A 13,195-nucleotide genomic window follows, 5' to 3' on the forward strand; every position below is an offset into this window, starting at 1 on the left:
CGTGGCGCCCCCCAATAGCCCACGCGCTGATGCAACACTCAGTAAGAGCTGCGAGCAAAGGCAAGCGCCCCAGGTGTTCTCTGCTACAATAGCCCGCGTTTCAGATCCAGTGGAAGGAGTTCGAAATTGATCAACACCACGAATGCGCAAGTACTCAGCACCCCTGCCGAAGCCAACACTTCCGCCTGGGACGCCATTATCATCGGCGCAGGCATGGGTGGCGGTAGCATAGCGCATGCCCTCTGCCAAGCCGGCCAGAATGTGCTTTTAATTGAGAAGGGTAATATCGAGTTTGCCACTGAAGGGCTCGGTGTACAGATTGAGCAGGAAGATCCCGACGAGCGGCTGATGCACGGCAAATGGCCAACCAAGTTGCGCATTCAGGTTAATGGCCGGGCGGCGGACTTGTGGGCGCCACTGGGCTGTGGTGTGGGCGGCTCGACCCTGCTCTACGCCGCCGCGCTGCAACGCCTGGAACCGATGGATTTCGCAAGCCGCGAAGGACCCAGCGGCCAACCACTGGAATGGCCGTTCAGCTACGATCAGCTGCAACCCTATTACCAAAAAGCCGAGTCGCTCTTCTCCGTCAAAGGCGGCGTCGACCCGCGCGATACAGAGAGCCAATACGCTCTGCCAGAACCACCCACCATGAGCGGCTACGATGCGGTCTTTTTCAAAGAGTGTGAAAAAGCCGGCCTCAATCCCTACCGCATACACGTTGCCATCGACTATACCTCGCCCGATTGTGGTGAATGCGGCGGCAATATTTGCACTATCCAGTGCAAACGCAACACCTACAACTCCGCCATCGCCCCTGCCCTCGCCTCCGGCCAACTGACCATTCTCGCCGAGTGCGAAGTGGATAAACTCGAGGCCGATCAGAATGCCGTTACCGGTGTAGTGGTGAGTAAAAATGGCGAGACTGTCACCCTGGCTGTCGGCAGCGCCAACCTGGTGTTATCCGCCGGCAGCTATTTCAGTCCGGTGCTGTTGCTTAAATCCAGCAACGAGCACTGGCCCGACGGATTGGCCAACAGCAGCGGGATGGTCGGCCGCAACCTGATGTTCCATGCCAGTGAATTTATCGCCTTCTGGCTGCCCAGCAAGGCCTCCCGCAATGGCCCGAAAAAAACCGTGGCGGTGCGCGATTTTTACGAGCACGACGGAGTAAAACTGGGCGAGGTGCAATCGACTGGGCGTGTGGCCGACTACGGCCTGGTGTTGTACGCCCTGCGCCTAATGTTCGATGCCAGCGCTTACCGTTTCCTGAAACCAGTGCGCCAGCTGTTGAGAATTCCCGCGTATCTGGCCGCCAAGCTCTACGGCAAAGCCACCATTTACGCCACCATCGTGGAGGATTTTCCCTACCCGGAAAATCGCATTAATTACGACTCAGACGCCCCCTCGGGTATTCGCGTGGAGTATCACGTACGCAAAGAGTTTGAAGAGCGGGTGGTCATGTTGCGGCAGTTAATTCGCAAGAGTTTGAAGGGGATAAAATCCATGCCTATGAATCAGGGGGTTAATCTGAATTACGGCCACCCCTGCGGCACCATTAAAGCGGGTAATGATAAGAGCACCAGCGTGCTGGATGCCAACTGCAAGGCCCACGACCTCGATAATCTCTATGTGGTGGATGGCTCGTTTATGCCCACCAGCGGCGGCACCAACCCCAGCCTTACCATCGCGGCCAACGCCTTGCGCGTGGCCGACCAGATAATCGCCCGCCGCGCCTCAACGCCAGAAGAGCAGCTTGCCAGCTAATTTGGCTTTTAAACTTTGCCGGGGCTGCCACTCCTGGTGCCCCGCAATCACACAGTTTTTAGTCGTGAACCCCGGGCCGGCGGCGAGCTTTACCCCCCAACCCGCCACCAGGCTCGGCTCAAGCCCAACCGCCTCCTCCGCGCTCATTTTTATATGCCCGGGAATCCATTCATGAATTTCAATCTGCTCGGCACGGCTTGCCAGGTCTTGGGCGATAGCCTTGGTTAAGCAGGCGATGGCACCACGGGCACTGGTGTAAACGGCGCTTTCGGCAGTGGGATTTAAGCGCGCCCAGGAGCCCAAATTAAATATCTTCCCGGCATTGGCGGCGACCATATCAGGCAGCACCGCCTTCAGCAGGTAGGCCACCGAATTCAAATTGCGGGCGATAAGTGCATCCCACGCCACCGGAGATTCATCCAGAAAATTGACCTTGGGGTGAAACCAGGGATTATTAAAAACGATGTCGGCCCTGGGCCACCGCTGCTTAAACCACTGATAAAATTCCGCCGTTGCCGCCTGCTCACCCAAATTAACCACCTGGGCAAAATAGTGTTCGCCATCAAGCCCTTCGCCAGCGGCGAGCAGCGCCTGCTCATCTTGGCCAACGGCTACCACCAAAGCGCCAGCGGCCACCAATTGACGACTCAACTCCCGGCCGAAAGCAAGATCGGCTTCGGTCACAATCACTACTTTATCTTTTAAGCTCATGGTCTCACTGCACAGTAGATCTACAAAGTGGCAGGGCGGCCAACACCCCACCCTGGGTGGCTAAAGCCGGGTATCTTTTCAAGTGGTCAAGAGTGTGTCAATACAGGTGCAGCAATGGCGGCCGCACCTGTTTAGGGTCTGAATGTCGGTGGAAATCGTCAGGCTTTTTCCAGCTTCTTATAGAGGCTTAACCTGGGTGGGAATTGTGTTACTGGCATATAGAAAAGCTGCAGCAGGGGGCTGCGCAACACTACCTGGCGTACTAACAGCGGAATCGCGATGCAGGCAATGTAGGTAATGGCGGCCGCCAACAGCTTCCACTCGGAGCCAAGCAAATACATCAACTTTCCGAACACCAGTTGCATCGGGTACCAGTGGAAGATCAACAGAAACAGACTGGAGACACCCAGGTGCACAAACAGTGTGGTTATCCATTTCGACTTAACCGCCAGCTGCGACAGGCAGAAGATAAAATAGATACCCGCCAGGCCACCCAGCAAGGCAAACAACGGCGCCTGGTATTTACCACTGCCCAAATCGACCACCGCTGTGGTGCGTAGGGAGATCACCACAAACACCAATACGCTCGCCAGGAGTATCCAGGGGTTGGTTTTAAAGGTGGCAATCTTATCGCGCAGAAAATAGCCCGCTAAAAAGAAGGCAACACTGATAAATAGCGACTCAAAGGTAAAAGGAAAGGTCTCCGCCCTGAAATCGAGCTCGTCAAAAGTAACCTGCATGGGTGAGAGCAGCTGGGTGGTTAGAATGCCGGTGGCAAGACAGGCGAGCACCGCAGCGCCCTTCACCCAGGCAGAACGACTGGGCAGGTCGAACACCTTAACCAGGGTGATCACCACAGCAAACACCAACCATAAGTGGGTGAGGTACCACATGGGCTGCCAGATGATACTGTCGCGACTGCCGTAGAAAATACCGAGCAGGCCGCCAATCGAGGCCTGGCTGCGGACCAGCGCATCGGCACAAAAGAGCGCCAGCAGAGTAAACAGATAGGGCTTGAGCAGCTGATCAGCCTTCTTAACACACAGCTGCATAGCCGAGGACTTGAGGGACAACACTGTACCCGAGATCAGAAAAAAGAGTGGCATTCTGAACATAGCCAGATCGGCCAACAGCTCAGAACGCAGATTAAAACTGAAACTGGCGTGACCCAGAATTACCAGTGAAATACTGACGCCACGCAATAGATCAATAAACACAATACGCTGGGACATTCCGTTATCCTCGTTGGTCGTGTGAGATAGTCGCAACCTTACCAGATCGCTGGTTAACAACCCGCTGACTGATCAATCGCTAGTCAACATAACAATATGGGGTGCCCCAGACCAGCTAACGACTGTAAAGTTATGTTATTTTGAGCGCCAATTGGGCGCAACCCACTCCGACCGCCCCGCAGCGCCTCGGGCATCAGAAGAAAATCCGCACCACACCCACGGCAATAAAGGTTGCCGCCGCCAACAGATGGGCCAACTTCAATGGGATACGGCGCATCAGAAAGTCACCAGCCAGCACCACCGGCACATTGGCAATCAGCATGCCCAGAGTGGTGCCGAGGGTAACCCAGGTGACCGAGGCATATTGCGCGCCGAGCAACACCGTAGCGATTTGGGTCTTATCGCCGATCTCCGCCATAAAAAAGAGCAGCGTGGTGGCAACAAAGGCACCATATTTTTGCAGTGCCGACTCTTCGCTATCGTCTTTGTCGGGGACCAACAGCCACAACCCCAGGGCGATAAAACTACCGCCAATCAGCCACTCGCCAATGCGGCTTTGCAGGTAGCTTGCCAGCCAATCACCGAGCCAGGCCGAGGCGGCGTGGTTGAGCAGGGTAGCCACTAAAATGCCGAGAATAATGGCCCACTTGTTACGGAATTTAGTGGTAAGAAAGAGGGAGAGGAGTTGGGTTTTATCGCCGATTTCAGCCAGGGTGACGGTAACGGCGGAGATGAGGAATGCGTCCATAAGATACTCCGGTGGGATGGCTTGAAACATAAGGCAAACAACAACCTCCCACCGTTGGGGTTGCTATTTGCCTTAGGTCTTGCCAATACCGCGCCGGCGGTACGAACCTGCCATAAGCCATTGAGGGCTCAAGTATGTTGACAGGCTCTCTCACGAGAGAAGACTACTCCCCTAAGGAAGGTTGGAGGTTACCGACTTTAAAATGGAATTACAACCTGCGGCGGTTACAACGATGAGTTGTAAGGGCAGGCGAGTTTGACTGACTCCCGACGTCGGCCGAACGGCGCGCCCCAGCCCCGCAACCTCTACCCCCTCCCACACCAACTTAGAGAGATCACTAACCAACCACCTACCCACCGTAAGCTGCTGATTTTTAGCCACCTATTTTTATAGATATCTAAAACGGCTGATTCTGCCGCGCTGTAAAAAAACCATCATAGAGCCCCTTAATACTCTTCCCCCAACCAAACCACTCTGCTCCCGGCTACCCGCCAACAGCTGCTGGTTACCCCCGACAACAGCGGCTCAAGCAACATACACCAAGGACTCTACCCATGCTCATTACCCACTCAAGCAGCCCCCACCCAACTCACCGCGCCCGGCGGCGGCTGACCCTATTCGCCGGCATACTATTTGGCCTTAGCGCTCTATTCGCCAAGGCCGATATCGATAGCGCGCTCCAGCTGCAGAGCAAAACCAGTGTCACCACCAGTTACCAACGGGCACTACCCTTGGCGGGCGGCTCCAACTTTCGCGATCTGGGCGGTTACCCCACTGTGGATGGCCAAGTGGTACGCAAGGGGCTGTTGTTTCGCTCAGCGGTGATGACCAATCTCACCGAGGCCGATAAAGGCTATTTGGCCCAATTTGGCTTTGATACGGTGGTGGATCTGCGCAGCAACGAGGAGCGGACGCTCTTCCCCGATAGCTGGCTCGCAGAGACCGGCATCAATTACCAAACCTTCGATTACAGTTTTGCCGAGATGCTTAAACAGGCACAACTGGGCGGCGATACCCGCAAGCATGATATGGGCGACTCCTACCGGCATATGCCCTACGCCATCATCCCCCAGCTGAAGGCCTACTTTGCCCACGCCATCAACGGTGACGCCCCACTCGTGGTGCACTGCACCGGCGGCCAGGACCGCACCGGCATCTCGTCGGCGCTGCTGCTCACCGCGCTCGGCGTCTCCCGCGCTAATGTGGTTCAGGACTATGTCGCCACCCCCATCTATCGCAATCCGGCGGTGGAGCTTACCGGTGTTGACCTGGCCGCCCACGCCGACAGCAACGCCTTTGCCAAACTACTACTTACCTATGGCAGCCAAATTAGGCAGTTCCCCACGCCGGTATTTACCGATGAAGGCGTGCCCTACCTCTATTACGCCTTCGCGCAGATTGAACAGGATTACGGTTCGGTGCCCGCCTTTCTGGACAAAGCACTGGGTGTAAGCGCGGAAGATATCGCCACCCTTAGAGCGCTTTATTTGGTGGGCAAGTAATACGCAGTCCCGAGTGAATTGTCAGGCATTGTTTAAGCCAGGCTGGCCGCGCCGACTACAGCGAGAACAGCCGGCCGAGACGGTAAACGTTTATTAGAACCTCGGGAAATTTATTTTTAATTGCGGCAGTTTTTCGCTCGCATTAAGGTATTCTGGCGGAGTACTGGGAAAAATATCCAGCAAACCCTCATCAGTCAGATAGACGAGTTGTCCACCGCTGGTTAGAGCTTTTAATCGGTTGCGGTGCGGACGCGAATAGTCCCCATAAGGTACCTGCCAAGCTGAAATCAATTGGCGAGTAGCCAGATCAAACGACTCAACAAAGAAATAGTTGTCGGTGAACTGATCCACCTCTACATCGGTATTTGAGATTGCGAATGCTGTGAGCTCCTCACCGTCCAGCACCAATCCTTGATTAGCTACACCCAAGGGATCTGTGAAGGGCAGAGGGTCTCCAATCTCACCGGTGGTCAAAGATATCACTTCACCAGCGGTGCTAATAAGATCACCCGAAGACAATTGGGCAGTCACAGGGTATGATTCTCGCACTAGAGCTACCGAGTCAACAAACATCAATTGATCACCCATCACGGAATAGATACTTGCAATATCAGGCACTGTCCCTACTGACAAAAAACTCCCATCCGCCAAAGGGATAAAGCTACTATTATCCAGCACTCCCTGATTTAACAGAATCTGACCGCTACCGGATAGCCCCACCAAGCCACCTGCTACTGGACTGTAATTCCCTTGCAACAGGATCACGTCATTTTCTAAAAGAGATGGAAATAGTTCGTCGAAGTTATCAGTTCTTTCGAATATGCCATTACGCTCAATGGGTGTAACAATAAGTGGTTCAAGCAGAGAGAAATCTTCTACATTAATGCGATTGACCACATCGGTAGAATTATCATGCAAATAAATAATTGAGCGATCCGCAGAGAGTTCAATAGTGGAAGATGCCAGCGGAACATCATGCAATTGGACAAAATTCGAAACTGGATCTATTTCTGCAATTTGACTTTTCCGAAAAGGATACGAACCATCACCAACATTAAGCGCATAAATTTTATTGCGCAACTCATCGTAAACAACATCAACGATTCGACAATTCAATGAATTGATAGCATATTCAGAGTTGCGCTCAAGAAGCTCACAGGGAGCCCCTTCCACCTGCCCCAAATCGGACTTATCGTACACAAAAATCTTATCCTGACTAGCCACCAATAGCTGGGTACTAACCGCAGAAACTTCGGGATCATCGAGGTACAACTTACTGCCAACAGCATCACGCGCTGATAGTGAATTAAAACAAACCATGCTGGCCAGATCGCAGACTCTCACCTCTAAACCTGCGCTAAAGCCCAAACCAGAATCTTCGTCAATAAAGACCGTACCCTGACTATATTCAAACCGACCACTCTTGTGAAAATCACTGGTGTCAATTAATGTAGAGCCATTAACAAAATAGCCATGATAATATTGGCCAAAGCCAACCAGTCCTGCACGATATCTTTCCCCAACCACTAGGGCATCACCCACCATTCGAAACCGGGTAGTAAACCCATTTGCCGTTATAAATAGTTCATCATTTGCCGGACCAAAATTCAGTTGAACATTGCTATCACTCTCCGGCTCGACCTCAGTAGTCATAACCAGGTTTAGATTTTGGAAAATACTAACCTGGTCATTCGCAAACCGATCGTCACTGCTAAAATATATCGCCAACAAACCGGGATTATCCGGTGCAACCACAAAACTTTCGATGGTATCCGCTGTACCAGGAAAGCTTTTTAACAATTCCAGCTGCGGAAAACTGTAGGCGTTCAACGTTCCATCTGTGGTCAGCGCATAGAGCACATCCCCCGCCGCATTGAATCGCAATTGATTTATTTCAGTGGTCACCCCGTCGTACACAGTTATTGATTTGCCGGACACATAGGCAATCAAATGATTAGCGGCATACAAATCACTGGTGGCTGCAGTCGCGATTAACACCTGATCACGCACAGGATCCCGAACCATAGCATTAGCCGTAACAGATAATGTGCCTGTTTGAAAGGTCTCTCTAAACACGTCGGTACCGATCACAGTTCGATTATTTAGCGCGCCGTTAAATACGTCGGAGTAATTAAAAGTGTACTCCGGCTCAGGATTTGGGCTAACTGAGGAGGGAAAAGAAATTCGATTGTTATTCTCTATCGCAACAGTGCCAATATCTGTCTCGCATCGAAAATCCGGCCCTTCAGCCAATCCGCCCTGGTCGAATTGCACCTCATAACCTCGACAATTGATGAGCTGCTCATACAGGTCGCTGTCTAGCTTAATATCAACTGTAAGACTTGTTACATTGGGAAGATCACTTTGAGCTGTAGGCGCTGCCCGAGTGATAGAGAGTTCCACCAAAGACTCTGTGGTGGCAGCATCGAAAACCACTTCCAGAGGCGAATCACCAAGCAGCTCTACCGATAGGGTCTCCAACTGCTCTGTAAGCTCATAATTTAAGGCTAGAGTTCCTGACACTCGCACAACCGTCGACTCGTCAGGACCGATAGTGAAATCGTCAGCGAATGTCACACTGGCCACAATGTGGATAGTGCCATCTCCGCTGTTACTAAACTCTGATATATGCAGTGTGGCTTGTCCATTTACCGTGTCATACAACAACGCGCTTTCACACTTTTTGGCTGTGAGCAACAGTTCATCACCGGCGGTCAAAGTTGCGCTGTTATCCAGATCGGCATGAGTTACGGCGACTGATCCTGCTTCACACTCTCCTGCGTTGGACTCATAGGTGGACAAAGACAGCCGCTGCCTTTCCAATACTGCATCAATACTGAAGTTAGCCAATTCAACAATAGATTCCACATACACAAGCCCGTACAAGGCGGTGTTTGCGGCATCATCTTTTTCTTGGTCGCTGGGACCGTATTCGCCGGCAGAGCCACCGCCACCGCCACCGCCACCGCCACAAGCAGTGACACAGGCTAACAAGCCCACCAATAAAAAAAGACGAGGTCGAACTGGAATTAACATACTCACTCCATGACTTAGGAATTGGCTTACTTATCAGCCGTTGAAGTCCATTTTTGACACGCTGCAGGATATACATCTCTCAAAAGGAGACAAATTATGCCATGTAGCCCTGGAGCAGCAAATGTAAGATCCGTCAGTGTTTTCCACCTATGTCAATCGCATCCAGCTTAAGCCTCGCCACAACCTGGACCAACCAATCGCCCCACTGCTTAGCTCTCACCCTTGGAAATGGAAATAGGATTGATCCAGGCCCGATGGACAGCCTTACGCCCACCAGCAAAACACTCCAATTAGCAGACTCTCAACAAGAACAAGACCAACACAACCGCCATTTATGACTGGCTGTTTGCCTTACCTAGAACGCGAACAGCCGGCCAAAAAACCAGTCGCTGGCGATGATACCCACCGGCCAGGCCAATAGGTGTTGCAGCGCTCGCGGGGAGAGGTGTGGTACGCCTAAGCTTGGCAGCCGGCGCATAAGCCATTCGAAAATCAGTAGCAGCGCCAGCACAATGCTCAGCTGACCAAACTCGATACCCAAGTTAAACGCCAGCAGAGCGAGGCCGGTTTCACTGGCCGGGATACCCACTTCGCGCAGGGCACCGGCAAAGCCCAACCCGTGCAGCAGGCCAAACAGCGATGCCACCAGCCAGGGATAGCGAAAGGTGAGGCTGTCGCGCCGGGGGCGGACTATCTCCGCCGCCACAAAGACAATACTTAGGGCAATCAGCACCTCCACCGTTCTGCTGTCCAGCACCAGATAACCCAGGGTTGCCAGGCTGATGGTAAGCGCATGGCCCAGGGTAAAGCCGGTCACCGTGGCGACGATGCGGCGCCAGCGGCCGGCAATCACCATCAGGCAGACTAAAAACAACAGGTGGTCGTAACCGCCAACGATGTGCTGCAGACCAATCGCCACGTAGTTAGTGAATACCTGCCAACCGCCAACCTGTGCCGGCAGTTGTACAGTGCGGCTGCCAGCAATGGCGGCTACTGTCCGACTCGCGCCCTGGCGGTAGTTCAAGCGCACGATTATCGGTGAATTGTTGCTCTGGCCCGGATAGGCGAGGGTCAACTGTGCCGGCGGCACATCGCCCGCGCACTGCCAGTTTTCAACGGCACCGGCGCCACCCTGGCGCTGGCAGTTGGGGGCCAGCGCCAGATGCGGCTCACCGCCAACGGGAATAGTGGGCGGCAGCAGGGTCTGCAGCTGATAACTCTGTGCGCCCAGTTGCGTCAGGGTAATGGCGATGGGCAGGGCATCGTGGGCGCGTAGCCAGGGTGAAACCAGAATCAACAACCACAACCAAACACTGCGCCGCATCACGATCCGATACCCGCCGCCAGGCGAACCTGGTAGCGCGCCACAATGGCTGCCTCCGCCGCCTGTAGCGCCTGTTCACGGGCCTCGGCCAGCCACTGCGCCTGCAGCAGTGGCTTCAGGGTTGCAAACGCCGGCAGCTCGGCTGGCTGACGACTCTCAATACGCACCAGGTGCACCCCCTGTTCACTCAACACCGGCCCAAACCAGCGCCCTTCTGGAGCGGTTTCGCCAAACAGCTGGCTCGCGGCGGCCTCGCCCCACTCGGCCGCCAGGGTGGTTTCAGTCACCTGGTACTGGGAGCGCTGGTAGGGGTAGCGATCACCCAGCGCCAGCCAGTCTGTTTGCTCATCACGGTTCATGGTTGCCAGCAACTGTTGCGCCGCCTGCCAGGCGCCATCGCGCCCCCGGCGTTGGCTGTCGAAGTAGATCTGCGACAGCGTGAGCGTGACGCTGCGCAGATAACGCTGCTGGTGGTCCGCCAGATACGCGCGCAGCTGCTCATCACTGGGCAGCTGAGCTGTGCCGCCCGGCGGTAGCTGCAGGCTGAACTGCAGCGATTGAATCAGGCGCCGGCGAATGGCGCTGTCGCCCTCATCCAGTCCCAGCGCCCTGGCTTCACGAAACAGGGCTTCATCGCGCACATATTGGTCGATCAACGCCTGGCGTTCGTCAGCGGAGAGGTTAGCCAGCCCCTGCCCGCGCAGCTGGCCACTGCGCGTGGCCAAAATCTTTTCCAACGCCGCCCGGTTCACCTCAATCACCCGCTCGTTACCACTCTTATTACCGGTCCCGTTAAGCAGGAGATAGACGCCGAAGCCGATCACCAAAAACAGCAGCAGGGGGTCCAGCCGCCGCAGCCAGCTCACGGCCGGTACCAGATGGGTGAGCTATAGGCCCGCTCCTGAATGGTGGCGGGCACCCCTTCGGATACCGGCAGACCATAGAAGGCGGCGTCATAAGTGGTCCAGCGCGGCGTGGGGATCTGCAGCACGCGCACATAGTAGAAGGCGGGCTCACTGGCGTTAAAGTCCGGGTCTTGCCACCAAGTGGCCAGCTCCGGCGCACCGATACTGTTGCTGTACTCAGCCTTTTCTATCTCCACGGTGTTGCCTACCGGCGCAACCCCCCCCTTGCGGTTGGGCTTGCGGCCATCGGACATGGCCACGTTGTAGATCTGCTCGTGGCTTTCACCTTCGCTGTCGACCCAGCCCTTAATAACCTGCAATCGGTCGAGGTAGGCTGAGTCCGGATCGTGGGCGGCGTGAATCAGGAAGGTGGGTGCACCACTAGCGTCCGCCACCGGCAGATCACCGCCCATGGGCACGCCATGCTGATAACCCCAGCGGGCGTAGTCGGCGCGGTCGACATCGGCTTTGGCGAACTCCCAACCGCCAAAGAAGCGCAGGCGGATACGGGTACCAGTGGTACCGTACACCTCACGCCGGCGCAGGGCATCGAACAACGCCGCCCGGGTATTCTCCTCAGCCCACACCGCGGTTAAGCCGGCGGCCCCCAAATCGCGATTAGCCTGAAACTGGCCGCCCATCTTGGCGTACATGCGCTCGGGCGAGGGGTTGGACTCCTTAAATTTGCCGAAGTAGTTGTCCTCTTCGGTAGTGGAGAGGCCGGTGTGAATATCGGTACTGCCAATCAGGCCAAATTTAAAGGGGTTGACACCCAGAGAGGTTTCATAGACCAGACCATCCAGCAGGGCAGCGCGGGCGTACTCATAGCGCACCATCCACGGCTCTTTGGGGGTACTGAAGGCGACGTTGGTTTTATCCCAGGTTTCGAAATCGGCGAACTCGTCGGTGGGCGACAGGCGTGGATGGGCCTCGCCATCGCCTTTCACCTGAGTCACTTCATAGACCGGCTCCCAACGGGCGCGGGTTTCGGCGTATTGTCGATCGAGGGCATCGCCGTTGACGCGCTGGGGCGAGAACATGCGGCCGTTGGATAGGTTACCGTTGTGGGCGATGGCCAACACCTTGCCACCCACCGCCTGTTCGTACTTGGCCAAACCGGCCCAAAGCGCTTCCGGGTCGGGATTTTCATTGGCGTTGATGGGCAGCATCTGGCTGGCAAGCTTGGCATCGTCGCGAAACAGCACCACCCGGTGCAGGTTGTCGCCATTGATCATGGAGGTCCACTCGTAACCGATAATGGCGGTGAACAGCCCTGGCTGGTTGTACTCATCGGCTGTTTTGGTGACGTCCTGCCAAATGGTCTTCTGCACATCTGGGGAGAGGTTGGGCATGGGCCCATGTTTGCGCATCACCTGCATAAACGCGTTGCGCAACCCCACCTCTGGCGCCAGGGCCAACACCTCGCTGTAGCGATCGCCCACTGGCTTACCCACCACCAGCGGATCACCCGCCTCAATGCGGGCGTAGAGGCCAAGGTTTTCACCGTGGTCGGTCACCGCCAGAAAGTCGAGCGGGTGGCGCAGCCGCGCCTCAACACCATTGTCCGCCGTGATGGTCTCGCCTCGGGCAAAGCGGTAAGCCTCCGCCTGGCTGACACTCTTAACACCATTGATATAAGCGTCAGTGGAGAGGTTGGTATGCAGATGCAGATCACCCCAGTAGAGATTTTTTTCCACCGGCGCGCGCAGCGGGGGCGAATATTGGGCGGTGGCATCCGCTGCTGCCTGCGCCCAGGTGGCTGGCACCCAATTCATCGAGGTCACCGCCAACACCGCCAAGGCCGTGCGCGCCACAGTAAAGGCCGCTACGGGCTCGCGACGAGTGCGACCAGCGTTAGCACTTGCGGCGGATAAGAAGGGAAGAGTAGGACGGGGAATTAGCATGGGTCTGCTCCAGATGTGGGCGACCCGAGTATCTGTCGGCCGCCGGATTTCTCATTATTTTATTGTCAG

General features: G+C 55.2%; 9 protein-coding genes and 1 riboswitch. Of the genes, 2 read left to right on the forward strand and 7 right to left on the reverse strand.

Annotation, left to right across the window (positions count from 1 at the left end):
- The first annotated feature begins 126 nt into the window (after positions 1–126).
- Positions 127–1,764 carry a GMC family oxidoreductase gene (locus tag SBL51_RS08345; RefSeq protein ID WP_317930441.1) on the forward strand — a complete coding sequence of 546 codons (1,638 nt, stop codon included), beginning with the start codon at positions 127–129 and terminating at the stop codon, positions 1,762–1,764.
- Here the strand turns inward: SBL51_RS08345 and SBL51_RS08350 are convergent.
- The 3 genes from SBL51_RS08350 to SBL51_RS08360 all read right to left on the reverse strand — a co-directional run bounded on the left by SBL51_RS08350 (position 1,735) and on the right by SBL51_RS08360 (position 4,455).
- Entirely contained in the window at positions 1,735–2,475 is a 741-nt protein-coding gene (locus tag SBL51_RS08350) for an SDR family NAD(P)-dependent oxidoreductase (protein ID WP_317930442.1), read from the reverse strand. The two genes, SBL51_RS08345 and SBL51_RS08350, sit on opposite strands and share 30 nt — an antisense overlap.
- A gap of 158 nt (positions 2,476–2,633) precedes the next feature.
- Positions 2,634–3,707 (reverse strand): acyltransferase family protein, encoded by a 1,074-nt coding sequence (locus tag SBL51_RS08355; protein WP_317930443.1) that lies wholly within the window; start codon positions 3,705–3,707, stop codon positions 2,634–2,636.
- A gap of 193 nt (positions 3,708–3,900) precedes the next feature.
- Positions 3,901–4,455, reverse strand: a complete 555-nt coding sequence (locus SBL51_RS08360; protein WP_317930444.1) for a TMEM165/GDT1 family protein — start codon at positions 4,453–4,455, stop codon at positions 3,901–3,903.
- Positions 4,456–4,540: 85 nt separating this feature from the next.
- Positions 4,541–4,639: riboswitch (yybP-ykoY riboswitch) on the reverse strand.
- Between the two features lie 370 nt (positions 4,640–5,009).
- On the opposite strand from SBL51_RS08360, the gene SBL51_RS08365 reads away from it, so the two are divergent.
- Positions 5,010–5,957 (forward strand): tyrosine-protein phosphatase, encoded by a 948-nt coding sequence (locus tag SBL51_RS08365; protein WP_317930445.1) that lies wholly within the window; start codon positions 5,010–5,012, stop codon positions 5,955–5,957.
- Positions 5,958–6,050: 93 nt separating this feature from the next.
- On the opposite strand, the gene SBL51_RS08370 is transcribed toward SBL51_RS08365, so the two are convergent.
- The 4 genes from SBL51_RS08370 to SBL51_RS08385 all read right to left on the reverse strand — a co-directional run bounded on the left by SBL51_RS08370 (position 6,051) and on the right by SBL51_RS08385 (position 13,126).
- The gene (locus tag SBL51_RS08370; RefSeq protein WP_317930446.1) at positions 6,051–8,993 is read right to left on the reverse strand and encodes a hypothetical protein; all 2,943 of its coding nucleotides are present in this window, start codon (positions 8,991–8,993) and stop codon (positions 6,051–6,053) included.
- Between the two features lie 355 nt (positions 8,994–9,348).
- On the reverse strand, positions 9,349–10,317 hold the full coding sequence (locus SBL51_RS08375) for a HupE/UreJ family protein (RefSeq protein ID WP_317930447.1): 969 nt from the start codon (positions 10,315–10,317) through the stop codon (positions 9,349–9,351).
- Positions 10,317–11,183 (reverse strand): peptidylprolyl isomerase, encoded by an 867-nt coding sequence (locus SBL51_RS08380; RefSeq protein WP_317930448.1) that lies wholly within the window; start codon positions 11,181–11,183, stop codon positions 10,317–10,319. The genes SBL51_RS08375 and SBL51_RS08380 overlap by 1 nt, the downstream gene beginning before the upstream one ends.
- Positions 11,180–13,126 carry a DUF3604 domain-containing protein gene (locus SBL51_RS08385; RefSeq protein ID WP_317930449.1) on the reverse strand — a complete coding sequence of 649 codons (1,947 nt, stop codon included), beginning with the start codon at positions 13,124–13,126 and terminating at the stop codon, positions 11,180–11,182. Before SBL51_RS08385 ends, SBL51_RS08380 begins: the two co-directional genes overlap by 4 nt.
- Between the last annotated feature and the right edge of the window lie 69 nt (positions 13,127–13,195).

The organism is Halioxenophilus sp. WMMB6, from assembly GCF_033283405.1.
GTDB lineage: Bacteria > Pseudomonadota > Gammaproteobacteria > Pseudomonadales > Cellvibrionaceae > Halioxenophilus.